The organism is Dyadobacter sp. CY345 (assembly GCF_021502725.1).
GTDB lineage: Bacteria > Bacteroidota > Bacteroidia > Cytophagales > Spirosomataceae > Dyadobacter.
On the sequence record NZ_JAKFFS010000002.1, the window covers coordinates 655685 to 678277 of the forward strand.

The 22593-nt window shown below is 40.1% G+C and carries 19 protein-coding genes; 8 read left to right on the forward strand and 11 right to left on the reverse strand.

Translation table 11 applies throughout. The features are described 5' to 3' along the window. Nucleotides 1-18: 18 nt before the first annotated feature. The 5 genes from ccoG to L0657_RS12440 form a co-directional block, all read right to left on the reverse strand. Nucleotides 19-1419: a cytochrome c oxidase accessory protein CcoG gene (gene ccoG, locus L0657_RS12420; RefSeq protein ID WP_235151117.1), complete on the reverse strand. Its 1401-nt coding sequence runs from the start codon at nucleotides 1417-1419 to the stop codon at nucleotides 19-21. A 134-nt stretch (nucleotides 1420-1553) separates the two neighbouring features. After that, nucleotides 1554-2597, reverse strand: coding sequence for a c-type cytochrome (locus L0657_RS12425; protein WP_235151118.1), 1044 nt, complete (start codon nucleotides 2595-2597; stop codon nucleotides 1554-1556). Nucleotides 2598-2669: 72 nt separating this feature from the next. Then, nucleotides 2670-4820: a cytochrome-c oxidase, cbb3-type subunit I gene (gene ccoN, locus L0657_RS12430; protein WP_235151119.1), complete on the reverse strand. Its 2151-nt coding sequence runs from the start codon at nucleotides 4818-4820 to the stop codon at nucleotides 2670-2672. A gap of 74 nt (nucleotides 4821-4894) precedes the next feature. Beyond that, nucleotides 4895-5047, reverse strand: coding sequence for a cbb3-type cytochrome oxidase assembly protein CcoS (gene ccoS, locus L0657_RS12435; RefSeq protein ID WP_235151120.1), 153 nt, complete (start codon nucleotides 5045-5047; stop codon nucleotides 4895-4897). 90 nt (nucleotides 5048-5137) lie between these two features. Continuing rightward, the gene (locus tag L0657_RS12440) at nucleotides 5138-7591 is read right to left on the reverse strand and encodes a heavy metal translocating P-type ATPase metal-binding domain-containing protein (RefSeq protein ID WP_235151121.1); all 2454 of its coding nucleotides are present in this window, start codon (nucleotides 7589-7591) and stop codon (nucleotides 5138-5140) included. A gap of 245 nt (nucleotides 7592-7836) precedes the next feature. Between L0657_RS12440 and L0657_RS12445 the strand changes: the two genes are divergently transcribed. Then, nucleotides 7837-9327, forward strand: a complete 1491-nt coding sequence (locus L0657_RS12445; RefSeq protein ID WP_235151122.1) for a YfcC family protein — start codon at nucleotides 7837-7839, stop codon at nucleotides 9325-9327. A gap of 4 nt (nucleotides 9328-9331) precedes the next feature. Here L0657_RS12445 and L0657_RS12450 read toward each other — a convergent pair whose 3' ends face one another. The 3 genes from L0657_RS12450 to L0657_RS12460 all read right to left on the reverse strand — a co-directional run bounded on the left by L0657_RS12450 (nucleotide 9332) and on the right by L0657_RS12460 (nucleotide 12261). Beyond that, entirely contained in the window at nucleotides 9332-9964 is a 633-nt protein-coding gene (locus tag L0657_RS12450) for a class I SAM-dependent methyltransferase (RefSeq protein ID WP_235151123.1), read from the reverse strand. Between the two features lie 5 nt (nucleotides 9965-9969). Further along, a complete protein-coding gene (locus L0657_RS12455; protein ID WP_235151124.1) occupies nucleotides 9970-10872 on the reverse strand; it encodes a UbiA family prenyltransferase in 903 nt (300 codons plus the stop codon). A gap of 138 nt (nucleotides 10873-11010) precedes the next feature. Continuing rightward, nucleotides 11011-12261 (reverse strand): asparagine synthetase B, encoded by a 1251-nt coding sequence (locus tag L0657_RS12460; RefSeq protein ID WP_235151125.1) that lies wholly within the window; start codon nucleotides 12259-12261, stop codon nucleotides 11011-11013. Between the two features lie 272 nt (nucleotides 12262-12533). Between L0657_RS12460 and L0657_RS12465 the strand changes: the two genes are divergently transcribed. Further along, nucleotides 12534-14018: a PLP-dependent aminotransferase family protein gene (locus tag L0657_RS12465; RefSeq protein WP_235151126.1), complete on the forward strand. Its 1485-nt coding sequence runs from the start codon at nucleotides 12534-12536 to the stop codon at nucleotides 14016-14018. A 15-nt stretch (nucleotides 14019-14033) separates the two neighbouring features. On the opposite strand, the gene L0657_RS12470 is transcribed toward L0657_RS12465, so the two are convergent. Continuing rightward, entirely contained in the window at nucleotides 14034-14192 is a 159-nt protein-coding gene (locus tag L0657_RS12470; protein ID WP_235151127.1) for a hypothetical protein, read from the reverse strand. Nucleotides 14193-14551: 359 nt separating this feature from the next. On the opposite strand from L0657_RS12470, the gene L0657_RS12475 reads away from it, so the two are divergent. From L0657_RS12475 to L0657_RS12490, 5 genes are all read left to right on the forward strand, one after another. Beyond that, nucleotides 14552-15055, forward strand: a complete 504-nt coding sequence (locus L0657_RS12475; RefSeq protein ID WP_235151128.1) for a hypothetical protein — start codon at nucleotides 14552-14554, stop codon at nucleotides 15053-15055. A 347-nt stretch (nucleotides 15056-15402) separates the two neighbouring features. Further along, entirely contained in the window at nucleotides 15403-17658 is a 2256-nt protein-coding gene (locus tag L0657_RS12480) for a histidine kinase dimerization/phosphoacceptor domain -containing protein (protein ID WP_235151129.1), read from the forward strand. A gap of 50 nt (nucleotides 17659-17708) precedes the next feature. Further along, entirely contained in the window at nucleotides 17709-17834 is a 126-nt protein-coding gene (locus L0657_RS27890) for a hypothetical protein (protein ID WP_255717826.1), read from the forward strand. Nucleotides 17835-18049: 215 nt separating this feature from the next. Then, nucleotides 18050-18487: a hypothetical protein gene (locus L0657_RS12485; RefSeq protein ID WP_235151130.1), complete on the forward strand. Its 438-nt coding sequence runs from the start codon at nucleotides 18050-18052 to the stop codon at nucleotides 18485-18487. After that, nucleotides 18472-19962 carry an IMP dehydrogenase gene (locus L0657_RS12490; RefSeq protein WP_235151131.1) on the forward strand — a complete coding sequence of 497 codons (1491 nt, stop codon included), beginning with the start codon at nucleotides 18472-18474 and terminating at the stop codon, nucleotides 19960-19962. Before L0657_RS12485 ends, L0657_RS12490 begins: the two co-directional genes overlap by 16 nt. Before the next feature lie 253 nt (nucleotides 19963-20215). On the opposite strand, the gene L0657_RS12495 is transcribed toward L0657_RS12490, so the two are convergent. Both L0657_RS12495 and L0657_RS12500 read right to left on the reverse strand, forming a co-directional pair. Then, complete coding sequence (locus tag L0657_RS12495; protein WP_235151132.1) at nucleotides 20216-20590, reverse strand: hypothetical protein; 375 nt, start codon at nucleotides 20588-20590, stop codon at nucleotides 20216-20218. 476 nt (nucleotides 20591-21066) lie between these two features. Then, a complete protein-coding gene (locus L0657_RS12500) occupies nucleotides 21067-21288 on the reverse strand; it encodes a hypothetical protein (RefSeq protein WP_143072068.1) in 222 nt (73 codons plus the stop codon). 599 nt (nucleotides 21289-21887) lie between these two features. On the opposite strand from L0657_RS12500, the gene L0657_RS12505 reads away from it, so the two are divergent. Beyond that, on the forward strand, nucleotides 21888-22382 hold the full coding sequence (locus tag L0657_RS12505) for a hypothetical protein (protein WP_235151133.1): 495 nt from the start codon (nucleotides 21888-21890) through the stop codon (nucleotides 22380-22382). Nucleotides 22383-22593: the final 211 nt, after the last annotated feature.

A 22593-nucleotide genomic window follows, 5' to 3' on the forward strand; every position in this document is an offset into this window, starting at 1 on the left:
CGCTGACCTAAATTTTGACTATTCCGGTGCCATAAAGGTTGTCTCAAAAGTCTCCAACTTTTCCTTTCCTTGAAATACGGATAATTGAAGTTTTGTTTTGCGCGTTTTAAGTGCAGATTTAGGAATGATGATAAACACTGTACCTTCGGACATACCAGCACCGTCTAGCGTCAAATCAGGTTTTCCGGCAAATAACAAAGTGCCCTTTGGTGAGTCCAGTTGAATCGTTGGCTTGACGATCTTGTTTGTTTTATTGAAAATTTTAAAGGTATAAATGTTACTGATCGTGCCATCTTTATTTTCGATATACTGGCTGCCAGGAGCACGGAATAAGGTGGTTTGTGTATCATTTCTGGATACAACCAAATAACCAAGCACTGACCATAGTAAAATCAAAACAACGATATAAGCGCGCGTGCGGTTGGTAATCAATTTATTAACGCCACTGACAATTGCATTTTCAGAAGTATAACGGATCAGTCCTTTGTCAAAACCAACTTTGTCCATCATGGTATCGCAGGCGTCTATACAAGCTGTGCAGTTCACACATTCCATCTGCGTGCCATTTCTGATATCTATGCCAGTCGGACAAACTGCTACACATTGAAAACAGCTGATACAATCGCCCGCATTACGATCCTGTCCTTTGTGTAATTTTTCTCTGGGTTCTCCACGTTTGTAGTCATAAGCTACGACAATTGAGTTTCGGTCCATTAAAACACCTTGCAAGCGGCCATAAGGGCAAACCACCGTGCAGGCCTGATCGCGGAGCCAGGCAAAATTGAAATAAAATACTGCCGTAAATATGACAATTCCTGAAAAGAGCGGAACGTGCTGATCGATTGGTTCACTGACAATTTTGGATAATTCATCCACACCAATCACGTAAGACAAAAGCAGATTCGCAATCACAAACGAAACCAGTAGAAACGCGCTGTATTTGGCTGCTTTTTTCAGGATTTTATCACCGGTCCAAGGTGCGTTATTTAACAATTTTTGCTTACCACTGTCACCTTCAATAGCATACTCGATTTTACGAAAAACCATTTCCATAAATACAGTTTGCGGACAAGCCCAGCCACACCATAATCTACCAAAAATTATGGTGAAAAGAACGATGAAAACCATGAAGGACAGCATGGTAAGTCCAAAAAGCCAGTAATCCTGCGGTCCGATGAACAAGCCAAAAATGATAAACTTTCTTTCCAGAACGTTGAAAAGCAATAGCGGCTGATTATTGTACTTAATAAAAGGTGTAACAAACAAAATTATTAAGATAAACACCGTAAAAAGTACGCGGCGATGATGCCATAAACCTTTGGGCTTTTGGGGATAGAACCAGTTTCGCTTACCATCTTCACTCACGCCACTGAAATGGTCACGGAAGGAATCTTCGGAAGTGACGGTTGTTGGTTTCATATTTTGGCTTTCGGCTTTCGGCAATCGGCTTTCGAATTGCCATGAACTGAAATTGTTAATAAAAATATCTTTAAGCAGTAGAAAGAGTGAATAAGCGTATTTTTTGCCGACTGCCGACTGCCGACTGCCGACTGCTAATTCAGCGCTACTGCGCTGTCTCCCGCTGCATTTCCTTCTTCAAACAAATCTCCCTGTGGTTCTTTCGGATTTGCAGGTTTTGTTCCTTTCAATGACAAAACATAACTGGCAACTTTCTGGATATCCATAGGTGAAAGTTGTTTCTCCCACGATATCATACCTTTTTCAGGAACACCATACTTGATCACCTTAAAGATATTTTTTACTCCGCCGCTGTGCAGCCAATATTGATCCGTTAGATTTGGTCCAACACTACCACCTGCATCAGCACCGTGACATGCAGTACATTTTTCCTGAAAAAGTGCTTTTCCCTGATTGATTCCTTCCTCTTCGGTTAATATCGTAACAGTATTTTCGTCCATGCTCGAACCTACTTTTGCCAGGTATGCCTTTTTTTCTACTTCTGCCTGCGCAATTTCCTTGTCCAGTTCAGCCATCTGAAAATCACCAAATCCTCCGAAATAATACGCTGAATAAATAATAGCGATGATGACTGTTGATACAAAAAGAGATTGTAACCAGGGAGGCATACGGTTGTCAAGTTCCTGAATTCCATCGTAATCGTGGCCTTCAATCAGGATATGTTTTTCTTCATGAAGCGAAACCCCGACACCACCGAATTTTTTCCACCATCCGGCATCCAGAATAGATTTAGAAGCTTTTTCAGGAATATTGTTATTGATTTGTCTTAAAACAGAAAACGCGTTGACCAGCAGAATTATCACCAAAACGGCCACGAAAAATAACATGCCGAGCAGTAAAAGAAGCAACAGATCAGTACCAGAAAGTGCCCTTACTTCCTCTTGCTGGCCCTGTGCAAATGCAGATGATGATATGAATGTAAACAGGATTAGGGAAAGAATTCCCTTTTTTAAGCTTCCATCGTTTAAGGGAATATTCTTCATGCCGTTGACAGATTTTTTATCAAGACGAACAACATAGACAAGCAATCCTACAAAAAAGACAAAAAATATGAGCAGCGAAATGAGCGGGAAAATTTCAACGCCCGCAATGGTTTCCAGATAATTTCGAAATTTCATGATGTGAAAAAGTATTGGTGAAATGTAGGGAGGAATTGTTCTGAGCGGCTGATCAGCCGCTCAGAAGTCCGATCATTTATTCGTTTTTATATCAGTTCCAAGTCGTTGCAGGTAAGCGATCAAGGCAATGATTTCTTTATTTTCATTTGCTTTGATACCACTTTGTTTCAATCTGCCCTGAATTTCTTTTGCCTGTTTATGAAGCTCCGCATTGGCAATTTTGTCGTAATCGTTTTCATAAGGAACACCAAGTGTTTGCATTGCCCTGATCTTGGAAGCCGTTGTTGAAGTATCCAGATCGTCTTCCAGCAACCAGCCATAACGTGGCATAATTGATCCCGGTGACATCGAAGTTGGATCTTCCATGTGGTTGTAATGCCACGAGTCAGGATATTTTCCACCAACTCTGTGGATATCCGGTCCGGTGCGTTTTGAACCCCACTGATGCGGATAGTCATAAACAAATTCGCCTGATTTTGAATATTCTCCATATCGTTCAATTTCAGAACGGAATGGGCGGATCATTTGGGTATGACATACATAACAACCCTCTCTGACATAAATATCACGTCCCTGCAATTCCAGCGGAGTATATGGTTTTACACTTGCAATGGTTGGCACATTGGACTCGATCATAAACGTCGGGATCATTTCAATCATCCCGCCAATGGCTACGGCAATTAGGGCGAAAATGGTAATAGCCAATGGTTTACGTTCCAGTAATCTGCGGTGCCAATACTCATTTTTCGCAGGTTGCCAGATAGCGGACAAAGGCATAGCTCTTGCAGTTTCAGATTTTACTAGTGAGCCATTAAGCGCAGTCATCCACAAATTGTAGATCATCACAATAAATCCGATAATATACAGCGTGCCGCCGACACTTCTGAGAAAGTATAATGGAGCGAGCTGCGTTACAGTTTCAAGGAAATTAGGATATTTTAACAAACCTTCCTGTGTAAATTCTTTCCACATAGAGCTTTGCACCCAACCAGCCCAGTACATCGGAATAGTATAAAAAAGGATTCCGAGTGTTCCGATCCAGAAGTGGAAATTTGCCAGTTTTGAAGAAAAAAGCGGACGGTTATAAAGGCGTGGGAAAAGCCAGTAAAGCATACCAAAAGTTAAAAATCCATTCCATCCAAGCGCACCGACGTGAACGTGTGCAACGATCCAGTCGGTATAATGTGCAATGGCATTTACGTTTTTGAAAGACAACATCGGGCCTTCAAAAGTGGCCATACCATAAGCGGTGATCGCGACGACAAAGAATTTCAAAACTACATCCTCACGCACTTTGTCCCATGCGCCGCGGAGTGTCATCAGTCCGTTCATCATACCACCCCAGGAAGGCGCTATCAACATAACAGAAAATACGGTTCCCAAAGTCTGCGCCCATTCTGGTAGAGCGGTGTAAAGTAGATGGTGAGGGCCTGCCCAGATATAAAGAAAAATCAGCGACCAAAAGTGGACAATAGATAACCTATATGAATAAACGGGGCGGTTTGCAGCTTTCGGAAGAAAGTAATACATGAGGCCGAGGTATGGCGTTGTGAGGAAAAAGGCCACGGCATTGTGCCCATACCACCATTGCACAAGTGCATCCTGCACACCGGCATACATGGAATAACTTTTGAAGAATGAGATTGGAAGCGCCATGCTGTTCACGACATGAAGCATCGCCACCGTTACAAAAGAAGCAATGTAAAACCAGATCGCAGCATAAATATGTTCAACCCGACGGTTGATCGTGGTCATGATCAGGTTGATCAAAGCAGAAACCCAGACTACCGCGATGGCGATATCAAGCGGCCATTCCAGCTCAGCATATTCTTTCGAAGTGGTTAGTCCCATAGGAAGTGTGATCGCTGCGCAGACAATTATAAACTGCCAGGCCCAGAAATGGAAGCGGCTAAGCGCGGGGCTCCACATGGGTGTGCGTAAAACTCTAGGCGCGGAATAATACAAACCGGTGAAAAATCCGTTACCCACGAATGCGAAAATAACAGCGTTGGTATGAAGTGGTCTTATCCGGCTGAAAGTCAGGTAAGGTAAGTCCATGTTAAGGTCTGGGAATACCAGCTGAAATGCTGCCAGCAGGCCGACAAGCATACCGATAAGTCCGAACAAAATCGTGGCGATGGCAAAGTTTCGGACGATTTTATTGTCATATTGAAACTCGTCCAGCTCGACGGTTGCGATACCCGGATTAGGATGGTTTGACATAATTTTGAGCAAAGAATGGTGAATAAATTTGGGTGATATCTGAGAAGGTTATTGAAAATTATTGCTTTTGAAATTTAAGGTTTGGTGTCCGTATCGTCCAGCAGAATTCGGATGGAAGGCGTATAATCATCGTCAAAATGACCCTTGCGGACCGACCAGATAAATGCTCCCAGGAAGCCAATCGCCACAAACAGGCTGGCTATAATTAAAATATAAAGGGCGCTCATGACTTTCGGATTGTGTTATTTAATACCCCAAAACTACCGGATGGGGATACGCTGAACGATGACATTAGACCTCCATTTAACTGATCTTAATCAGCTTTTCAACCATTTCTTCGCTGCAAGATTGCTGGCGACGGTTGTGAACAGCACAATGGTGATAGAACTGACAGGCATCAGGATGGCTGCGATCACCGGCGACAGTTTTCCTGAAACGGCAAAGGTTAATCCAAGGATATTATAGAAGAGCGAAATCCCAAAACTTAGCTTAATAATGCTTTGCCCAGACTTGGCAAGACTGATAAAGGCAGGCAACCGAACAAGCTGATTCCCTTCAATAATGGCGTCGCAGGCAGGAGAAAAGTTGTTGATATCGTCCGAAACGGCAAGTCCCACATCACTTTGGCGAAGCGCTCCGGCATCGTTCAGTCCATCACCGATCATCAAAACATTTTTGTGGTCATGAAGTTGTAAATGTTTGATAAACCTTAACTTTTCCTCGGGTTTTTGTTCAAATAAAAGATTTGATTCGGCTCCGAAAACAGGCGTTAAAAGCTGCTTATCCGTCGGTTTATCTCCCGATAAAAGATAGGTATCAAATCCGGAATTTTGCAGACGCGAAACTGTATCATTTAACTCAGGGCGATATTTGCTTTTTAATGTAAAGTATCCCCGGATTGTAGCGTCAATAGAAACATAGACGTGAGAAGCATTGTCTGATTTTTCAAGAAGATTTGCGCTTTGAACCCATTTTGCCGAGCCCAGCTTTACTTCCACTTTTCCCCAGAGCGCTCTCATCCCGAGTCCTTCGGATTCTACAAACGCTGTGAGTATACGTTTACTGGTATTCACATGGTCAAGTTCCTTGACAAGCATTCTGCTAAGCGGATGTGAAGACTGGGATGCGAGCGTTTTGATCATGATCAACTCTTCAACAGTCAAAGTTTCTCCGATAAACTCCACTTCTGCGTCGTTAATCTGCGTGATGGTTCCGGTTTTGTCAAATACGACGGTATCAATTTTGGAAAGCCTTTCGATCGCATGCGCATTTTTAGGATAAAAGCGGTGTTTTCCAAAAAGGCTTAATAAATTTCCGTTGGTAAAAGTGGAGGACAAAAGCAAGGCACATGGACAGGCAACGAGCAGACAGGTTGTAAATGCGTTAAAAGCAGTTTCCGGATTTTTTAGAATAAAAAACCAGGTCAGGAATGTGATAACCGCAATGCCTAACACGATCATAGAAAAAAACTTGTTGATACGCGCAGCGAGCGTTTGATCCTGGTTTTCCTTTTCACGGGAAAATGTGTCGTTATTCCAGAGCTGTGTCAGGTAACTTTGGGAAACCCTACGAAGTACTTCCAGTTCGACAGACAAGCCTGTCTGTTTTCCCCCGGCATAAATCGTGTCGCCTTTTTTTCGCTCAACAGGTTCTGATTCTCCGGATACAAAACTGTAATCAATCAAGGCTCTCGGGCTCAATAAAACGGCATCGGCTGGAATCAATTCCTGATTCCTTACCAACATTTGTTCGCCGGGTTGAAGTTCTGTGATCGGGACACGATTTTCTATTCCGTTTTTAATTACAGTTACAGCAACTGGAAAATAAGATTTGTAATCGCGGTCGAAAGAAATTCCGGCATAGGTTTTATCCTGAAAATAACGGCCAATCAGCATGAAAAACACAGCACCGGCCAGAGAATCAAAATACCCGGGGCCGGTCTGGCTGATGATCTGATATAAACTGGTGAGAAAAACACAAAGCAAAGCCAAGGCAATCGGTGCGTCGATATTCAGATATTTCCCTTTTAAAGCCGACCATGCAGATTTAAAGAAATCAGCGGCGCAATAGAAAAATACGGGAAGGCTCAATACCAGATTCAATACGCTGAAAAGATATCCCAGATTTTCGTCGGATCTGCTTTCGCCTAGATGAAAATATTCGGGAAAGCTCAGCATCATAATGTTACCGAAAGCAAAACCGGATATACCGATTTTGTATAACCTCGTCCGGTTCCATTTTTTGATCTGTTTTCCCTCGACATCATTTAAACTGATGTAAGGTTCATAACCGATTCGCGTGATTAACGTGGCTAGTTCGCTCAGTTTTATTTGCTGCGAATCGTAGGTAATCCGTACTTTTTTCTCTGGAAAATTCACCACTGAACTGCGAATCGCAGGATTCAGTCTGTTCAATTGTTCGAGAAGCCATATACAGGAACTGCAATGCATTTTTGGGACAAGCCAGTTGATGCGGGAGAGTTTTCCATCAGTAAATTCTAATAACTTATCAGCCACTTCGGGCAAGTCCAGATAATCGTATTTGCCTGGGAAGTAAGATTCATCAGGAGAAAGTCCTTGCGCGCCATCAATTGTATAATACCGGCACAGGTTATTTTCTTTCAAAAGGTCATAAACAACAGAGCAGCCATCGCAGCAAAATTCGTGTTCATCAAACTGGATAACATCGTCCTTACATTCTTCCCCACAATGATAACAGGTGTGTTTTTCGTGAATTTCTTTTTCGAGGATATTATTTTCACCAGGTTTCATAATCGAATGGAGTTTTCATTTTGTTGAAAAACAGTATTTTAGCTGGCTGTGAAGTGTATTTCACACATATAAAAAACGATAGTCAAATTTGGTGGTTTAGGCTGGGGGAGAAGATGACCTGAGAGGGAAATACTAATGACTTTGATCAGCATTTTCTTTTCCTCGGCGACAATATTTTATCAAAATCTCTGCTGTGTTTGTTTAATCTTGTACATTTAAATGCTCAGTTAAAAGTGCTTTTTCAGATGCCATCAATCAAAAAACTTCCGACGCCGATTACGATATTAATGCTAGTAATTATTCTGGCTGCCGTTGCAACAATGTTTGTACCAGCCGGGAAATATGACACGCTTGGTTATAGTTCCGGAAGCAATTTTCAGCTGAGCAAATCGGATCAGGAAGTTTCTCTGCCATTTACACAGCATACGCTCGACAGCTTGCATGTGCTGATCAAGCTTGAAAAATTTGAAAATGGTGATATCAGAAAACCCGTTTCTGTCCCCGGCAGTTATCATCAATTGCCTCAAAAAACGCAGGGAATAATAGCCATTGTCCAGGCACCGTTAAAAGGGATTTATGATACGATTGATATCATACTTTTTGTGTTGATGATCGGCGGTTTTATTAATGTCTTTTACTCGACCGGCGCCATGGACAAAGGATTAATTGCTCTTTCTCACCGAATGAAAGGGCAGGAAGCATGGCTCATCATTGTCCTTACCTTTCTCTTTTCCCTCGGAGGATCTTCTTTTGGAATGGCGGAAGAAGCACTTGTTTTTTATCCGGTTCTAATCCCGCTTTTTCTTGCGGCCGGTTACGATCTGCTGGTCCCGGTCGCTGTAATTCATGGAGGAAATACACTGGGTTATTTGTCGTCATTCTCCAACCCGTTTTCAACCATTATTGCGTCAAATGCTGCCGGGATCAACTGGGCAGACGGACTATATGGAAGACTGGCCGTGATGATCATAACTACTTCCATCTTTGTAGTCTATGTTGTCAGATATGCCAAAAAAGTCAAAAAAGATCCTGCAACTTCCCTTGTATTCCGAACCGATGGTATTGTTAAATCACCATATCCATCAATAAATGAAGATGATAAATTTGCAGAGTCTCTTGATATTCGCTCAGGTGTTTTGCTTGTGATCTTCGCTGCGACGTTTTCTGTGTTGATTTTTGGCGTAGTCGTTCTGGATTGGTGGTTGCTGGAAATGTCTGCGTTATTTGTAGTTGCATCCATCGTTGTGGCGCTGGTGATGCGGATGGGTGAGAGAGAATTTATCGAAAAGTTTATTAAAGGGGCCGAAAGTCTGCTGGGCGTAGCCTTCATTATCGGAGTCGCGAGAGGCGTGACGACCATTTTAGATGCCGGAAATATCAGTGGATCTCTTTTATATTATGCTTCTATCGTGGTAAGTCAAATGCCTCCGTCGCTTTTTATCATCTCGCTGTTAGTCGTTTATATGCTCTTGACCCTAGTAATTCCGTCGTCATCTGGTATGGCCGTTGTTACTATGCCAATACTCGGTTCACTGGCAGTTGTAGCGGGAGTTCCGGGAAAAGATATTGTCAACAGCTATTTATTTGGAATGGGAATCATGGGTTTGATCACACCAACCGGCATGATTTTGCCGTCGTTAGCGCTGGCCAATGTTAGTCTGAAAGCCTGGTGGAAATTTATCTGGCCAATGCTTCTGGTCTTGTTTCTTTTCTGCGCAATCTGGCTGGTTATCTAATTATTTATCGTTTTTGATAAACATTACTCCTGATAAATTTTCCGAAAAACCATTTTTCGACAATTGTAGTATAATCTTTTTCAAAGTAGTCATCCATGTTAACCAGCGTACGGGCTTCGACGCTGCTTAGTATTCCAAAAAACAGATACATGGATTTTAGCAACATTTTTTGCCAGAATCTGGTCTGATATTTTTGTGGGACGAAATCAGTATATAGCCACAATCCGTTTGGTTTTAGCATTTTATGAATATGTAAAAACAACTTTGAGACATCACTTTTTGTAAATAAATCAAAGAAAAACGGCGTGATGATGATATCAAATAATTTCTCAGAACGATATGCTTCAATATCTTGATGAATAAAATGAACAATGTTTTGTCCAACATCTCGCTTCCTCGATAATGAGATCATTTTATTAGAAACTTCGACATAAACGATGTTCAGGCCAGCACTTTGGATTTTAGATATTTCTTCCAAAATCCAGCCTGTTCCACCTCCAACAATCAAAATATGACTGTTTTCCGGGATATGATTCAGCAAACTCACCTGGGATTCAACCAGTGCATTTCCAAAAACTAAGCGACTGATGAAGTCATAAGGACGTGCAACACGATTGAAATCAGGACTCTGTGACATCTTGATTAATGAATAAATTGTGATCCGGCGATACCGCAGATTGCTTTGACCAGTAATAATCCGTCGATGACAATGAGATAATACATAATATTTTTGTGACGCAGCATTGTCCAGGCAACCACTAACATGAGAACAAATGGTGTCAGGTTAAAAAGTAACACAATTGGTTTGAAATGCATAAAGCTTGCAAAAATCAAAAGAGAAGTTAAACCGATCAGGAGTAGTGGCGTGAGTACAAAAAAGATCGTTTTTTTTAAACCATATCTTACCACAAATGTTTTCAGCTGCTGGTTGGAGTCGTCTTCATAATCTTTCAAATCAAACATAATAGCATTTACAGTGCAGAACATCCAGTTTTTCATAAAAAGCCATGACATGAGAACCGGATCGACGTAATAAACTCCACGTTCTATTTGCAGGATAACCAGCGGCAATAAATTTACACAACAAGCCCAGACGAAACCGATAATGAAAGCTTTCAGCCAGCCGGTGTTCCTTAGATTTATTTTTAAAAATGACAAGCCATAATAAAAAATGGCAGCCAGAGAGACGACGGCTACAATCAGCCAGTATTTAAGCGGTAAATGTAGAATATTTTGATAATACCTGGTGAATAAAACGATTGACAAGGATATGCAAATCGCTAATAATAAGAGTTGGCTGTAACGAATAAAATGATAGTGTTTTGCGTACCAGATTGTGCGCGGATTGACTGATTCGGTGGTGCTTAATATTCCCGAATAGGCGTAGGTATAATACATCACGGTACCAAAAAACAACAGCAAATAATAGTAGACAGAATTAAAATGCAGCTGTAACTGAAAGGCGGATTCAATGGAGAGCGCCACCGCAAGTGTGCCGACAAAGTAATTTCCAAAAAATATAAATTCGACAACTTTTTTACCCACTTTAATTCCAGTTTCCGTAATTAATACTTCTGATCCGACGAATTATTTTGCTCAGATTCGAAAGTATAGATGTTTTGGGAAATATATAAATTTAAAGTTGGGCTGCCGGGATTATACCTGGATTGTTTCAAATGAATTTCAGGTCTTTCTTTTTTTCTTTTTAGCAGAAGGGAAAAGTACATTATTTAAAATGAGCCGATATCCGGGAGAATTGGGATATAAGTGAAGGTCAGTCGCCATTCTCCGGTTTCCGCCGCGGCGCCCTTCCGGGTCATGACCGCCATAAAATGTCCATTGACCGCGGCCAAGCTCACCATAAATGTACCGGTCCGAAGAATTGCTTGTTCCCATTACGAGCACATTTGGTTTAACCGTGTTTTTAGTGAAAGCGTTGGTCTGCCCGAAAAACTCGCGTATCAAATGTTCATGATTTTGCGTCAGCATGGCAGGAATAACATCCCATTTTGCAGAAAAGTCAAACAGAGAAAAGTAGTCTTCATTTTCGCTATACCACGATCTTCCTCCGGTTGCATTAATATCTGAGAAAGAGCTTCCCTGATCGTCATCAAGGTGAAGTTTGAAATTTTGAAAGGCGAAAGTTTTGGAAAAATCCAGCTTCGACTGTGCATCCGGATCGTGTCCGTCGCCGTCGATATCATCTACAATATCAATTCCCTCAGCGGAAAGCGCAATATCAAAAGTTTCCGCACCGGAACACATGGCAAACAAAAATCCTCCTCCGGCGCAAAATTCCTTGATCGCTTTGGCGACGGCCAGTTTCATTTGCGAAACTTTTCCATAACCGTATCGACTCGCAATAGCCTCCTGAGCCTTAACATCATTTTCAGACATTCGCCTCAAATTTCGTCCAAACTGGCCTGTAAAATCCTCATGATGTAAATGCACCCAGTCATATTTTGGCAAGTCGCCTTTCAGGATTTCCTCGTCGTAAATAATTTCAAAAGGTATCTCGGCATATTTTAAAACGAGCAAAACTGCATCCGTATTTTCAAATTCCGACGGGCTGATTTTTACGGGAGAATAGACCGCAATTTTTGCCGCGGTATGCAGTTTTATTACCTCCATATTCACATCCTGATCTGCGATCTTTGAAACGATCATTTGGCTGGAAGCATCTGAGATTATTTCAATTGAAATCGCACGAAGCTTGCATTCACTTTCAACGGCTTTGGAATATCTGACCATAAAACTTCCGCCACGGTAATTGAGAAGCCACTCTACGTCCATTTCGTCTTTCAACAGAAGATAAGCCAGTCCATATGCCTTTAAATGATTGGTTTGGGTCTGATCCATTGGAATCAGGATAGCGTTCGCCAGGCAAGCCGACGAAAGGAAAACCAGGAGAATGGATAAAAGTTTTTTTACCATAATCGAAACCGGTATATCACCCAATTTAAAACCTGAGCAGAATCAAATTTAACGAATTAAAAGTTATTTATCCACTTGAATTTCAGAGGAATAAATTATTATTTCAACCTTGATGCAAAATGATTGATACTGAATAACGGTATGTTATTTTAGAGATGGCAAAAATCTCTAACAGTCAAGGTTCAGTGATACTCAAAAGGCTTATCATCAAAACATGTATTTCGGATTTGATACCTTATTGCCGGATCCTTTAAGTTTCTTAATTTTGGGGTATGAGTAGTCCGGTTCAGATTCCCTTTAAAAGTTTGGTCGTCATTGACCGTCTTCTTGATACACCCATTTATCTTCAGATTGTACATCAGTTGATCAATGCCATTCAGCGCGGCGTTCTTATTCCAGGAATTCAACTGCCCGGTTCAAGAGCTTTGTCGCTGGAACTGGCGGTTCACAGGAAGACAATCGTCTCAGTTTACGACGAACTTAATGCGCAAGGCTGGACGGAAATTATCCCGAATAAAGGGACATTTGTCAGCAGTAAATCACCGGCGAAGCGATCGGATTCGTTAAAATACAATACCGAATTTCTGACAAGTTATCCTTCCCAAACTGGATTTCATATCAGGCAAAACATATTGCTTGACATACCAACCGTAAGTACAAATTCCAGGCTGGAATTCACAGATGGACTTCCCGATATCAGACTTGCTCCGTTGGACAGGCTTTCCAAAGTTTATGGCGGTATTCTGAAACGAAAAAGCAGCCACAAGCATTTCGGTTATTCTCATGTTGAAGGCAATGAATTTTACCGGGAAACGCTGGCGAGTTATTTGAATAATACAAGGGGGCTGCATATCACCAGGCGAAATATTTTGACGACCCGCGGGATTCACATGAGCATTTACCTCGCCGCTAATTTGCTTATTGATAAAGGCGATCTTGTTGTGGTTGGCGACCTGAGTTATTATGTTGCCAATATGATTTTTCAGGAAGCCGGGGCAGGAATTCTTTCGGTACCTGTAGATGAAGACGGGATTTCTGTGGACGCTATCAAAAAGCTCTGCGAAACCAGGAAGATTAGAATGCTTTATCTGACACCACATCATCATTATCCTACAACAGTAACGCTCACTGCTGAACGCCGGCTTGAATTGTTGAGTTTATCGGTCCAGTATGGTTTTATTATCCTGGAAGACGATTATGACTACGATTTTCACTATAACAGCAGTCCGGTTTTGCCGCTCACCAGTGCTGATCGTCACGGGATGGTTGTTTATATCGGATCTTTTTGCAACTCCCTGGCGCCTGGCTTTCGATCCGGATATCTGGTAGCGCCGGAAAACCTGATTCAGGAATTGGGGAAATTACGAAGAATAGTTGATCGTCAGGGTGATATGTTGATGGAACAGGCCCTGGGCGAATTATTGGAAGAACGTGAAATCCAACGCCATCTTAAAAAGGCCGTAAAAATTTATCAGGAAAGAAGAGATTCTCTTTGTAGGTTACTATCCTCAGAGCTAGACGAATATGTGTCTTTTTCATCGCCATCGGGTGGATTATCGATCTGGACAAAATGGGATCCGAAGTTAAATCTGATGCGGATCAGTAAAAATTGCGCAAGCCAAAATTTACATTTACCTCAAAAACTCTTATATCAAACAGAAAGTGTAACGGCAATGCGCCTGGGTTTTGGGAATTTGACAGAATCCGAAATGACGCAGGCAATAGACATTCTGAAACACGCTTTGAAAAAAAGTTGACGATCCCCAATTACATTAATCCTCACCGGATTTATCCTTTTCCTCTTTTGTAATAAACTGCGATAGCCATCCTGCCAGTAAAAAGGGAGAGAGAATTACCGAAGTTACAATTGTGGCAACAAGCCAGATCAGAGAAATTATGCCTCTGATAAAAAATTCCAGAATCTTATTCATTATTACAAGGAGGTAGCTTAGCAATTAAGCAATTGTATCGTAGTTATTTATGGCTAATCTTCGAAGTGATCAACCATTTAAGATTTTGCGTTGAGCAGGCAGGAAATATTGTTCAAATGTAATCAGAAATCTGCTCATTTTGAGGTTATCCTCTGTTATGATGAACTGCCATTAAAAAACAGTAAAATGCCCTGCGAATTTGTTCGACTTTTGTAAGTTTGATATTATAGTATAATTTTATACTTGAATAGTTTTATTAGAAATAATTAAGTTGATTTGTTGATATTTATAGTTATTATTTTTATAGAATAAATTCTATCGATATATTTGCCTGATTATAACCCTAAACTCTTTAAAAGGTGAATAGATATTTGTTCGCGATTGTTATTATTCTTAGTTCATTTAAACTAGTTCATGGTCAGGATATTATTGTCAAACACGATGGGTCAAAATTAAATGGTAAGGTAAATTATATTACAGAAAGTACTGTTGTCTACACAGAACCTGAGAATTCAAATACTTCAAAATTAGGGAAGGCAGAAGTCGAAAAAATCATTTACAAGTCTGGCAGAATTGAGCCAATAAGTCAAAAAGTAGAAATTCACGGGCAGGAAGACTGGCAGAAAATTATTCTAACCACAAACCCGCTTTTAGTAGTCGGCTTGATGAAAAAAGGAGAAATTAAGGTCAAATCAGGTCGCCAGGGACATGGAATGGCCAATTTCGAATCCCACGATATGGAAAAAATGAAGAAGCAGGCAGCGGGTATGGGAGCGCATGTTTTGGTAGTTGATGGTTATGACGGGCGTGCAGAATTCAGCAACCAAAAGACAGAAACAGTTGTTGCTTATGGCTATAAATAACTGAGAGATATTAATACGCAAAAAGGGTCGCTTTCCTGGAAAGCGACCCTTTTTGCGTATATGCATCATGGTTGTCCTTTTTTTTGATTTTTGTTATTTGTTGTACCAATTACTTTAAATGTTGTACATCTTATCGATTGCGATTTTGAAAGCTCGATTTTGTGTATTTTAGACTACTTAATTCGATAGTGTTTAGAATAATACACCTATTTACACGCTTTCTAATTTGCTGATTATAAGGCGGTCTCAGCCTATAAAATTAAAGGTGCTGTGTTTAATTTAGCCAATTAAGAGTTATGCTGAGGCATGTTAATATAATATGGACCCTTTTTTTGCTGATTGCAGCCATGCATCTCAATGGGGCTGCACAAGTGCGTAACAATGATTTAACAAAGTCACAAGGTGAAACAAACAACGATACAAATTACATAGTTAAACTTCTTCACACGGGTTCATATTTTCTCGATAAACCCGATGCCAGTCTCCCAGATATTAAAAAAGCTGAATCCTATTTCGGTAGAGCTTTTACTATGAGCGATTCGACGAAATTAAAATTTCATTGGCAAGAGTCGCTCTTTTTACTCGGTACCGCTGCTATCCGGCGGGGCGATTTAGTTAATGGTAGAAGGTTTTTCCGGCGCGTCATAAACAGTGTCGATAATTCAAATAATATTGATGAAATGTCTGAGGCATGGTTCAGGTTTGGCCAGGCCTTCATGCGTATTAAATCGCATTTTTCCCCACAACTGGTGGATGATAGAAATTATGATGAAATGATGACCTGTTTTCAGACAGCGTTAAAATTTGTGAAGAAAGGAAATAATAAGGAAAAACAAAGTGGGATACTTGTTCAGATGGCTGACTTTATTTACCTGCAAAAAGGAAACCTTACCGACGCAGAAGATCTTTATTATCAGGTACTGGCATTCAAAAAGGAGATTGGTACGTCTAAAATGCAAGAGGCGTACAGCGGGTTAATGGGTCTAAACTATTTCCGAGGTGATTTTAGCAAAGCACTCTGTTATGGAATGCAGGCGCTGACCAGTGCGGAAAATACGCAGGGTTATAATAATCTGGACATCGTTTTTTTCTATTTCGGTAATATTTACCGCGATATGGGGGACAATCAATCAAGTCTGGAACAATATCAAAAAGCACTGACGTTAATTGAGGAAAAGGGTGAGTTTGAATATTTATATGCAGCCACCCTTCGTAATACTGTCCGTGTGATGATCGCACAAGGTAAAGAACATCAGGCACTCGCGTTTTTGCAAAATCAGAAAAAAAAGCATCCGCCCGTATACCCGATCACGAAAACCATGTTTGCCGAAAGTTTTGGTCATTGTTACAATGCACTTAAAGAGTTTCCTCTTGCAGAAAAATACTTTGATGAAATGTCGGTTTGGAGTAAAAAAATTGGAGGGATCAGGGCGATCTATTTGTATTACGCTATTGGAAAATTCTATTTCGATGTCAAAAAATACGATAAATCAAAAAGATACCTTTCTCAGGTTTTGACTGCGCCACCAGGAATTGTGCCTGTATCAATCTTGCAAAGGGCGTATTTGATGTCATTTCAAATTGATTCTGCTTCGTCTGACTATGTTTCAGCCATCGAACATTTTCGGCAGCACAGTATGTTGAAAGACTCCGTTTTCAATGTAATTAATAGCCGTCAGATTGAAGAGCTGAAGATAAAATACGAAACTGAAAACAAAGAGAAGGATATTAAAATACTTCGCAACCAGACGCAATTACAGGAGGCTGCGCAAACCAGGAATATCATTATTACCGGCGGAATTTTCCTGTTTTTTTTGATGGGGATAGGGTTTTACAGATATTATATCAAACAGCAAAGCCATAAACAGCTGCAAGCAAAACAGGAAGTGATCAATCAGAAAAACGCTTCACTAGAAAGTTTGCTATGGGAGCAGGGAAAACTGCTCAATGAGAAAGAGTGGCTTTTAAAAGAAATTCACCACCGTGTAAAAAACAATCTTCAGATTGTGATGAGCCTTCTTAACACGCAATCAGCATTTATTGACAATGAGGCTGCCTTAAAAGCAATCCGGCATAGTCAGCATAGAATGTTTGCCATGTCATTAATTCATCAGAAATTATACGAATCTCAAAGCGTGGCGAAGGTGGAAATGCTCGTATACATAAAGGAGCTGATAGCGTATTTGCTGGATAGTTTCGATACAAAGAGTCATATTGATTTTAATACGAAAATCGATTTTATAGAACTAGACGTTTCTCAGGCGGTACCTGTCGGCCTGATTTTAAATGAGGCGATTACCAATTCCATAAAAAGTGCATTTCAAGGGCGGGAAAAAGGAATAATTACGATTATTATGGAATGGCTCAACGCAAACGAAGTATCTCTCGAAATTTCGGATAATGGAATAGGTTTAACTCAAGACATTGATATTGGAAAACGTAAGACGCTCGGAATGAGTCTTATGTCTGGTTTGAGCCTTCAGCTCGGTGGGACTTTTAATATTGAAAGTAAGGACGGCGTATCTATTAGTATCATTTTCAAAGTTGAAAAAGTGATCAATTACAATTCGAAATCAGCGGAAGGCCAAATTCCGAATACTTAATCGCGGCCTTCTCGACATTGGATGGACGGATAAGTAATTAGTTCTCAACTATGAAATTCGTAGTTAAATTTGGCACGAATAATTTCATGAACAAAGAAGTGTATCAGGCATACTGTACGGCTTCCATTGGCGCAGTCTACTATGCCGCAATTACATTTGATGAATTATTGCCCTGAGAACTTCGGGGATAATCTCATTTATAGTAATTTCTCATGATAATATCGTGAAAACTGTTTTAAATTGTACTACTTTTGTGCCTTTATATAAAGAACACCTAATACCGAATCAAAATTGTATTCTGTTCTGGCGGATTTAATGTTGTCCGTAGAAAAATTATATTCGGTTTGAAGTGAATTATTTCACCGAAATAGTGTTCTCTATAAATATATTTATGAAAAAAGGTTTCAAAATTGTTGAGTTGCCCGGGTTGAAAAGCCGGAAAGTTGCAGGAATAAAGCAACAAGGGCACAGAACGGCAAATTTGAAAAGATATGAAACTCCTGATAAGAATCTGACTGTCAGGTTTTTTTGTAATATAAGCTCTGCTTTTTTTACTCTTCGGAATAGTTTTCACTCCTCAGAATACATTTTAGAAAAATCTCCGGAAAATATGTTTGACGTTTCGTCTGATCCGGAAACAAGATCCTCTTTTAAATTAAAACTTCAAAATGCGGCGCTTAAAAACTTGGGTGGTTTGACATACTTATCGGTAAAATCTAATAATGATTATGCAGCGATGCATTTCATAGCTCAGATTTTAGCTGAAAATATGTTTGCGGCCAAGGGCGTCATAAAATCTAAAAAACAAATAAAATGGCTCAGTATTTAAACGAAACATCAAGGACTTTTAGCGAATACCTGTTGATTCCAGGTCTGACAACCAAGGAATGTGTTCCTAACAACGTTTCTTTGAAAACCCCGCTAACCAAATTCAGTAAAGGACAAACATCCGATATTGAACTGAATATTCCTTTTGTATCGGCCATCATGCAGTCTGTTTCTGACGATGGAATGGCGATTGCTCTGGCTAAAAACGGAGGGCTTTCTTTCATTTTTGGCTCACAAGGTATTGAAGAGCAGGCAGCAATGATCCGGAAAGTGAAAAATCATAAGTCTGGTTTTGTTATCAGTACTGCAAATCTTACGCAGGAGCATACTTTAAAAGATGTCATTCAGTTAAAAGGGAAAACGGGTCACTCTACCATCGCGATAACGGATGACGGAACTGCCGAAGGAAAACTTTTGGGAATTGTGACAAGCCGGGATTACCGCACAAGTACTGACGGGCTGGATAAAAAGGTCAAAGAGTTTATGACGCCTTTTGCAAATCTTGTTACCGCTCAACTGGGAATTTCTTTAAAGGAAGCCAATGACATTATCTGGGATCACAAGCTGAACAGCTTGCCGGTGATTGACGAAAATAACAATTTCAAATTTTTCGTATTCCGTAAGGATTATGACAACCATAAAGACAACCCGCTGGAACTTTCTGATTCTCAAAAGAAATTGATCGTTGGCGCAGGAATTAATACACGTGATTACAAAGAAAGAGTTCCGGCTTTGGTTAATGCTGGCGCTGACGTACTTTGTATCGATTCTTCCGACGGATTTTCAGAATGGCAGAAAGAAACGCTTCAATATATCAAAGCTGAGTTTGGTGATAAAGTGAAAGTGGGCGCTGGAAATGTTGTCGATAAAGAAGGATTTTTATATCTGGTTGAAGCAGGTGCTGATTTCATAAAAGTAGGTGTTGGCGGCGGTTCAATTTGTATTACCAGAGAAACAAAAGGCATAGGCCGCGGTCAGGCAACAGCGCTGATTGAAGTGGCTGAGGCTCGGGATGAATATTTCAGAGAAACCGGAGTTTACGTTCCATTGTGTTCTGATGGTGGAATTGCGCAGGATTATCACATGGTTCTGGCCTTGGCGATGGGTGCCGATTTTCTGATGATGGGAAGATATTTTGCCCGTTTCGATGAAAGTCCGACACGTAAATTAATTGTTCAGGGTAATTATGTGAAGGAATATTGGGGAGAAGGTTCTAACCGGGCGCGCAACTGGCAGCGTTACGACATGGGCGACACGGCCGACGGATTGAAGTTTGAAGAAGGTGTCGACAGCTATGTGCCGTACGCCGGAAGTTTGAAAGATAACCTGGCTATTACGGTTGGAAAAATAAAATCAACTATGTGTAGCTGCGGAACAACTTCAATTAGTCTGTTAAAAGAAAAAGCTAAAATCACCTTGGTGTCTTCTGTCAGTATTGTTGAAGGCGGCGCTCATGATGTGATCGTTAAGGAATAATTTACACGTTATTTCTGATTTTATATAGAAGAAAGCTGATTGGCCACTGCCAGTCAGCTTTCTCTGTTTTATCATCATGCTAATTTTAAAGATGATTGCGACGTAATTTCAAATTTACGTTTCCAGGTTTGACTTGAAAAATTGAGTTGACGTCCGATTTGTGATACGTATTCAGATAACCGTAACACCACGCCAAGACTAATCTGACAGGTAGATAAGGGTAATATTATTTATGAGTTTGATTCAGAATTCATCAAATATCTTTAAAATGCGGGTCAAAAAACCCTTCCCAGACCTCGATCGATTTTTCGATCGTTTCCGGTGGATTTGATAGGTAATCTTTGATTTTATTCAGGTTTGGCGACGCGGCGTGACTTGATGATGCTTTCACCAGATTTACCAATAATCGGTCAATCTCGGAAGTATCCGTTTGCCAGTTTTTGCTGTATTTTTTGTACCAGGTTTCGTTGAGGAATGCAAATCCATCGTAAGAGTAAGCATTTACAATTCCGTCTGGGTCGATGATGACAGCTTCAGTTGGGTTTTCTCTTTCAAGCTGAGCGTATTTTTCGTTAAAATTTGCGGTCCCTTCTCCTAATATTGCGATGTTTCTAAGCGATTTGATCATAATCTCGAAGCAAATTATTTACAGAATTCATTTGGGTGTTTTTCAATAGTAAGGTACAAGACAATTATCATTCCCGAAACGCAGATTGCATCTTTAATAATCAACTTAGCAAACGACGTATTATATTACATTAAAAAAGGGAACCACAACTAAATTGTGGCTCCCCGGTTGGTGTTAATAGAGCGAGGTTTACGAAAACCTTATGTATTTTTTACGATTTGCTAACCGTGTTTTTTCTCTTATAGAGACAATTAACAATACAAAATGCTCGTAATTAGTTTGCTGATGATATTTTATAAAAAAATCTTGCCTGAAATTTTATATCTGATAATGATAACACGAGCAGTTATCTAAAAATATCTACCGGTGAGTAGCAGTCAGTTACAAATATACTATTACAATCGTCTAAATACAAATACTACAAACTATTTCTAAGTATCGTTCGTACATCGGATTTGACTGAGGTTAGAGTTGAATTATTTATTGTGATTTAAAATGGATAACCGGTTTTTAAGATCGTGAGAGGCATTTCGTATCAACATCGCCTTATGTTCCAATTCCAGCGCCTCCCGGTCGCGGCCGCTGGACAATTTTCTGACCACAGTTTCCAATAATTCATTTTGTCTTTCAAGTGAATATTGAGATACTTCTGCCATTATTTTCTCCGCTAATTCCATTGCTTTGGCTTCTTCTTCCATGGATTGTACGATTTATGATGATGAAAGTGTTGAAATTTAAAACTAACATTTGGCTTGAAGTGTGTTTTAAATCAATGAATACGATCAGATACAATAACGTTGATTTTTCCCGGCAGCCAGACCAAAGATTGCGGCCAGGTAGAAGTCAGGTACTGTGTTTTTTATCAATGGAAAAAAGAATATTAGTTCCGGCTTTTTGAGTCGGTTTAACCAGCTTTTTTATTAAAAACAGCGCTTCTCTGCGGCTTCCAGCGCTGTGCAGATTGCTAAGTTTTCAGTCATTTTGAAATAAAATTGACTTAGTGTTTATCCCAGCTTCTCAATTAAAAATACTAATAAAATGCGATGTTAGTTCAATCTGGGCTGCAATTTTTATTAAGAGGTAAGTTATAATTTTTAATTGGTTAACCTATTGAATTACAGAACTATAAAAATACAATTATGTCATTTGATTTGTACTATTTGCAGTATATTTCCTGCCAAAACTCATTAAATATTTCCGTCGATGGATCGAATTCTATTGTGACTATTGTTTACTTTTGAATAGCGCTTGAATAAGGTTCTGATAAGTAAATTTTGTATTGATTTTTTTGATTAAAATGATAAAAATTTCTGAACTCCCACTGATTGTTTCGGCCGAGCAGTTTCATGCTGCCAAACAAATTCTACTCGTAGATGTATTGTATGTGGGTGACGCGCCGAGAGCTATGCGCGAGTATATCAAAAGTGCACACGGTGGATTTGTGTACGATAAAAAAACTTACATGCCGATCACGCTGACCGGAAATCCGGAAAGTCTGATCGTCAATGCCGAAAAGGGAATCCATTTTAAATTTGACAAAGGATTTTCAAATGTGTATCAGCTGGATGGAAATCTAGACGCTGCAATCTGGCATAAAAAATTATACGATTTGACTGCTTATGTTAATAATCCTTCCATAGGTTTTGCAAGTGAAGAAGATTTTGTGATCAACCGTTATCTTGTCAATTATAAGGAATATCCAAAAGCGCCGACCAAACTGTTAGAAGTGCCTCAAAAAATGCCTGCCATCGGTATGAAAGCAATGAAAGGTTTGAAACTTGTGGGGAAATAAGGTAAAAAGCGTCTCTTGTTTTTTAGTTTAAAGGTGATATTCAATATCTGTTGGTTGCTTGATCGTGTCATTTTCTTCTGTAATTGTCGAATATTTTTAACGGAAACAGCTCTTCAATCAGCACCTGGCTGGACATTATCTGGTCGTTAGTTTTTGTCTTTCAAAAGAGAATTGAATGGTGCAAAAAGCGATCTGACGCAACGAGCCACCG

Coding starts and splice junctions, on each gene's coding strand:
- L0657_RS12500 (WP_143072068.1), bottom strand. CDS start 21,288: ATGGAAGAAGAAGCCAAAGCAATGGAATTAGCGGAGAAAATAATGGCA.
- L0657_RS12505 (WP_235151133.1), top strand. CDS start 21,888: ATGATAAAAATTTCTGAACTCCCACTGATTGTTTCGGCCGAGCAGTTT.
- ccoS (WP_235151120.1), bottom strand. CDS start 5,047: ATGAGCGCCCTTTATATTTTAATTATAGCCAGCCTGTTTGTGGCGATT.
- L0657_RS12445 (WP_235151122.1), top strand. CDS start 7,837: ATGCCATCAATCAAAAAACTTCCGACGCCGATTACGATATTAATGCTA.
- ccoN (WP_235151119.1), bottom strand. CDS start 4,820: ATGTCAAACCATCCTAATCCGGGTATCGCAACCGTCGAGCTGGACGAG.
- L0657_RS12490 (WP_235151131.1), top strand. CDS start 18,472: ATGGCTCAGTATTTAAACGAAACATCAAGGACTTTTAGCGAATACCTG.
- L0657_RS27890 (WP_255717826.1), top strand. CDS start 17,709: ATGAAATTCGTAGTTAAATTTGGCACGAATAATTTCATGAACAAAGAA.
- L0657_RS12470 (WP_235151127.1), bottom strand. CDS start 14,192: ATGAATAAGATTCTGGAATTTTTTATCAGAGGCATAATTTCTCTGATC.
- L0657_RS12450 (WP_235151123.1), bottom strand. CDS start 9,964: ATGTCACAGAGTCCTGATTTCAATCGTGTTGCACGTCCTTATGACTTC.
- L0657_RS12440 (WP_235151121.1), bottom strand. CDS start 7,591: ATGAAACCTGGTGAAAATAATATCCTCGAAAAAGAAATTCACGAAAAA.
- L0657_RS12460 (WP_235151125.1), bottom strand. CDS start 12,261: ATGGTAAAAAAACTTTTATCCATTCTCCTGGTTTTCCTTTCGTCGGCT.
- L0657_RS12425 (WP_235151118.1), bottom strand. CDS start 2,597: ATGAAATTTCGAAATTATCTGGAAACCATTGCGGGCGTTGAAATTTTC.
- L0657_RS12495 (WP_235151132.1), bottom strand. CDS start 20,590: ATGATCAAATCGCTTAGAAACATCGCAATATTAGGAGAAGGGACCGCA.
- ccoG (WP_235151117.1), bottom strand. CDS start 1,419: ATGAAACCAACAACCGTCACTTCCGAAGATTCCTTCCGTGACCATTTC.
- L0657_RS12480 (WP_235151129.1), top strand. CDS start 15,403: ATGCATCTCAATGGGGCTGCACAAGTGCGTAACAATGATTTAACAAAG.
- L0657_RS12485 (WP_235151130.1), top strand. CDS start 18,050: ATGAAAAAAGGTTTCAAAATTGTTGAGTTGCCCGGGTTGAAAAGCCGG.
- L0657_RS12465 (WP_235151126.1), top strand. CDS start 12,534: ATGAGTAGTCCGGTTCAGATTCCCTTTAAAAGTTTGGTCGTCATTGAC.